Origin of the sequence: Roseisolibacter sp. H3M3-2 (genome assembly GCF_029211165.1) — a bacterium.
In the GTDB taxonomy this organism is placed as follows: Bacteria; Gemmatimonadota; Gemmatimonadetes; order Gemmatimonadales; family Gemmatimonadaceae; genus Roseisolibacter.
Window position 1 is genome coordinate 1 of record NZ_JARGEK010000439.1, and the last position, 3,577, is coordinate 3,577.

Annotated in this window: 3 protein-coding genes; 1 reads left to right on the forward strand and 2 read right to left on the reverse strand. The window is 74.8% G+C overall.

Annotated elements, in window-relative coordinates; translation table 11 throughout:
* Positions 1 to 1,367: hypothetical protein (locus PYV61_RS22590; RefSeq protein ID WP_275835929.1), on the reverse strand; the 1,367-nt coding region annotated here is incomplete at its 3' end.
* On the reverse strand, positions 1,364 to 2,539 hold the full coding sequence (locus PYV61_RS22595) for an NAD-dependent epimerase/dehydratase family protein (protein WP_275835930.1): 1,176 nt from the start codon (positions 2,537 to 2,539) through the stop codon (positions 1,364 to 1,366). The genes PYV61_RS22595 and PYV61_RS22590, both read right to left, overlap by 4 nt.
* A gap of 175 nt (positions 2,540 to 2,714) precedes the next feature.
* Between PYV61_RS22595 and PYV61_RS22600 the strand changes: the two genes are divergently transcribed.
* On the forward strand, positions 2,715 to 3,577 hold an 863-nt coding region (locus PYV61_RS22600), incomplete at its 3' end, for an aminotransferase class IV (protein WP_275835931.1).

A 3,577-nucleotide genomic window follows, 5' to 3' on the forward strand; every position in this document is an offset into this window, starting at 1 on the left:
CCCGCCGCCGTGACCGCCGGCGCGTCCAGCCGGGGCGCGGGGCCGGCGGGGCGCTGCCCGTCGTCGGCCGCCAGCGCGCGCTGCCGCCGCCCGAGCCAGAGGCCCAGCCCGAGGAAGACGAGGCTGAGCGGCACCGTGACCCACGAGATGCCGACGATCCCCAGCCCGAGCAGCGCCAGCCCGGCGTAGCTCCACGCCGCGAGCTGGTCGGCGGCGCGGTAGACGAAGGTCTCGATGAACACCTTCGCCTTGTACTTGTCCTCGCGGCTGACGACGGTGAACAGCGCCTCCATCGCCGGGTTGGTGAGGGCGAAGTTCGACGCGCGGCGCAGGATCGTGAGCCCGAGCACCGCCCACAGCGCCGGCACCAGCCCCCACCCCGACACGCCGATGAGGGCGAAGCCGAGCACCGAGAGCGCGGGCATGAGCGCCAGCGTGACGGCGAGGCCGAGCCAGCGGATGACGCGCCCGGTGAGGAACGCCTGCGTGAGCGCGGTGAGCAGCTGCACCCAGAACTCGACGCGCGCCAGGACCTCGGTGCGCGCCTCGCGCCCGGCGTACGCCGCGCCGACCACCTCGGTCTGCGCGAAGTACAGCACCGTGCCGCCGAAGTTGTAGAGCAGGATGAAGGCGGCGATGCCGAGCAGGTAGCGGTTGCCGAACACGCGCGTCGCGCCGGCCCACGCGCTGCCGCCGATCTCCGCCGCCTCGCTCGGCGGGGCGTCGGCGCCGGGGGCGGTGACCGCGTCGCGGCGCGCCACGTGGTAGAACGCCGCCGCCAGCAGCGCCGCCGCCTCCAGCAGCGCGATCGAGACGAGGAGCAGGTTCACCGTCCCGAGGCGGCGCGCCAGCAGCGCGGTGGCCGCCGAGCCGGCGATCGAGCCGAGCGTGCCGCCGACGGCGATGAAGCCGAACAGGCGCTTCGCCTGCGCGCTGCGGAACGCGTCGGCCATCACCGACCAGAACACCGACGGCACGAGGACGGCGAACATCGTGGTCCAGGCGAAGAAGAAGCGCCCGCTCCACACGGCGTCGCCGCCGCCGCCCCAGGTGAGCCAGAACCCCACCAGGCACGCCGCCAGCGCCTGGTAGGTGAGGAACAGGAAGCGGCGTACCGCCAGCCGCGCGACCATCGTGGCGTACAGCGCGTTGGCGACGAGCGTGACCACCAGCGTGCCGAGGAAGAGCCACGGCAGGTTGCGCACGCCGGCGGCCACCGCGATCTCGTCGCGGACGGGGCGCAGCACGAACCAGCTGGAGAGCGAGCAGAAGAAGTACGCGCACGCCAGCAGCGTGGCGCGCACCTCGTGCGGCTCGACCTCGACCAGCCGCCGCAGCAGGCGGTGCGCGCCCCCTCCCGCGCTCACGCCTTCTGTTTGGCCTTGAGCGCGGTCAGCACCTCCTGCTCGCGCGCCGCGGCGATGCCGGCGCGGAGCTGCGCCTTGCGCTCCTCGGTCTGCTGGTCGTAGAAGGCCAGCGTGTCGCGGATCGTGTCGGCGAGCGGGCGGAAGGTGAGCCCCTTGTCGAGCGCCTTCCGGACGCTGCGCCGCGTGAAGCCGGCCGTCGCGCCGCGCGGCGGCAGCCACACCGGCATGTCGCTCCAGCCGCGCACCTTCTGCTCGGCCAGGAAGTCGACGTCGCCCCACACGAACTGCGCGTCGCTGTTCGGGACCAGCGCGCGCATCGCGCCGAGCATCTCGCCCATCGTCAGCGGCGAGCGCGGGCCGGTGGCGTTGTAGGTCCCGACCACGCCGTCCTCGGCGCACCGGATGATGAACTCGGAGAGGTCGCGGGCGTCGATCACCTGCACCGTGTCGAGCGGCGTGCCGGGGGCGAGGATCTCGCCGCCCTTGCGCACGCGCACCGGCCAGTAGGTGAAGCGGTCGGTCAGGTCGCCCGGGCCGACGATCAGGCCGGGGCGGATGATGGTCGCCTTCCCGGGGAACGCCTTCTCCGCCTCCTGCTCCGACAGCGCCTTGAGCGGGCCGTAGAGCTGCCCGCGCTTCTGCGGGTCCTCGTCGGTCGGGGTGTCGGTCTTGGCGACGGCGGCCGTCTCGTCGGCCCACGGCGTGTCGTTGGCCGCGTAGACCGACAGCGTCGAGACGAAGACGAACTGCTTGGCGCGCCCCTTGAGCGCGGTGCCGGCCTCGCGCACCCAGCGCGGGTACATCGTCGGGTTGTCGATCACGACGTCGAACTCGCGCCCGGCGAGCGACTTGTAGTCGCCGGCGGCGCGGTCGCCCTGCAGCTTCTCGACGTTCGGGAAGAGCCCCGGGTTGGTGCGCCCGCGGTTGAACAGCGTGACCGTGTGGCCGCGCGCCTGCGCGTACTCCACCTGGTGCGGGCCGATGAAGCCGGTGCCGCCGAGGATGAGCATGCGCAGCGGCTTGGCCGCGCGCTCGACCGGGCGGCGGGCGGGCGCCGGCGCGGACGGGGCGGCGGCGGCGAGGTCGGGGATCAGCTGGCTTCCCAGGCCGGCGCCGAGCGCGCCGCCGAGGACGGTGCCGGTCCTGAGGAAGTCGCGCCGGGTGGTGGGCACGGACGGGCCTCTCGGGTGCGGGTGACGGACATCCGGCCCTACGGCCGGGGACGCGGGCACGTTGGCCGGGGGCCCGGGCCGCGGCAAGGGACCACCCTCCCTTCGACGACACGCGAACAGCCGCCGCCGGGTGTATCGTTCCTCCCGCAGAGCCCCCCACCCAGCCCCCGCCCCGATGCTGGTCTATCTCGACGGCGCCTTCCTGCCCAAGGCCGAGGCGCGCCTCCCGGTGGACGACCGCGGCTTCCTGTTCGGCGACGGCGTGTACGAGGTCACGCGCGCCGTGCACGGCCGGCTGTTCGAGGTCGACCGCCACCTCGCGCGGCTGCGCGACGGCGTCGCCGCCCTCCGCCTCCCGTTCGACGACGCGGCGCTCGCCGTCCTGCCGAACGTGTGGCAGCGGCTGCTGGCCGCCAACGGGCTGACGGCCGGGGAGGCGATGGTCTACTTCCAGGTGACGCGCGGCGCCGCGCCCCGCACGCACCAGTTCCCGGCCGCCGGGACGCCGCCGACGGTGTTCGCCAGCGCGAGCCCGCTCCTGCCGCCCGACGCGCTGCGGGCGCGCGGCGCGTCGGTGATCACGCGCCCCGACGAGCGGTGGGCGCGGTGCGAGATCAAGTCGATCAACCTGCTCCCCAACGTGCTGGCCAAGCAGGCGGCCGCCGAGGCGGGGGCGTTCGAGGCGGTGTTCGTGCGCGACGGCGTCGTCACCGAGGGGGCGCAGACGAGCGTGCTGGCGGTGCTCGACGGCGTGCTGCGCACGCACCCGCTGACGCCGCGCATCCTGCCGGGGGTCACGCGCGCCGTCGTGCTGGAGCTGGCGCGCGAGCTCGGGATCCCGGTGCGCGAGGCGGCGTGCACCGTCGACGAACTGGCGCGCGCCGACGAGGTCATGGTCGCCAGCACGACCGCAGACGTGATGCCGGTGACCGAGGTCGACGGGCGGCGCGTGGGCGACGGGGCGCGCGGCGAGGTGGCGCGCGGGCTCGGCGCGGCGATCGCCGAGCGGCTGGGGCGCGCGCAGCCCGCGATCGCGGC